Consider the following 424-nt stretch of genomic DNA (forward strand, 5'->3'; position numbering starts at 1 on the left):
CTGGGAGTGAAAGCCGGAAGCAGCGCTCCGACGGCATCCCACAGAGCACCGACAGTCCGTTCGGCCTTGGCACGCAGCAAGGCTTTGAGTTTTGAGAAGGCCATTTCGATGGGGTTGAAGTCCGGGCTGTAGGGCGGAAGGAACATCAGTTCCGCCCCTGCCTGCTCAATGGCCTTCTGTGTTGCCGGAAGCTTATGCGCCGGAAGGTTGTCCATCACGACGATATCGCCCGGCTTCAGTGTCGGGATGAGAACCCGTTCGACATAGACCTGAAAGATCCTGCCGGTCATGGGACCATCATGCACGAAGGGCGCGGTCAGGCCTGTCAGACGCAGCCCCCCGGTGAAAGTCGTGGTTTTCCAATGACCGTGCGGCACACCGGCGCGGCAACGTTTCCCGCGCAAGGCACGCCCGCGCAGACGGG

General features: G+C 61.8%; 1 protein-coding gene. It reads right to left on the reverse strand.

The features are described 5' to 3' along the window. Positions 1-424: IS630 family transposase (locus GFJ39_RS13965; RefSeq protein WP_153432064.1), on the reverse strand; the 424-nt coding region annotated here is incomplete at both ends.

This window comes from Gluconobacter aidae, from assembly GCF_009547075.1.
Lineage (GTDB): Bacteria > Pseudomonadota > Alphaproteobacteria > Acetobacterales > Acetobacteraceae > Gluconobacter > Gluconobacter aidae.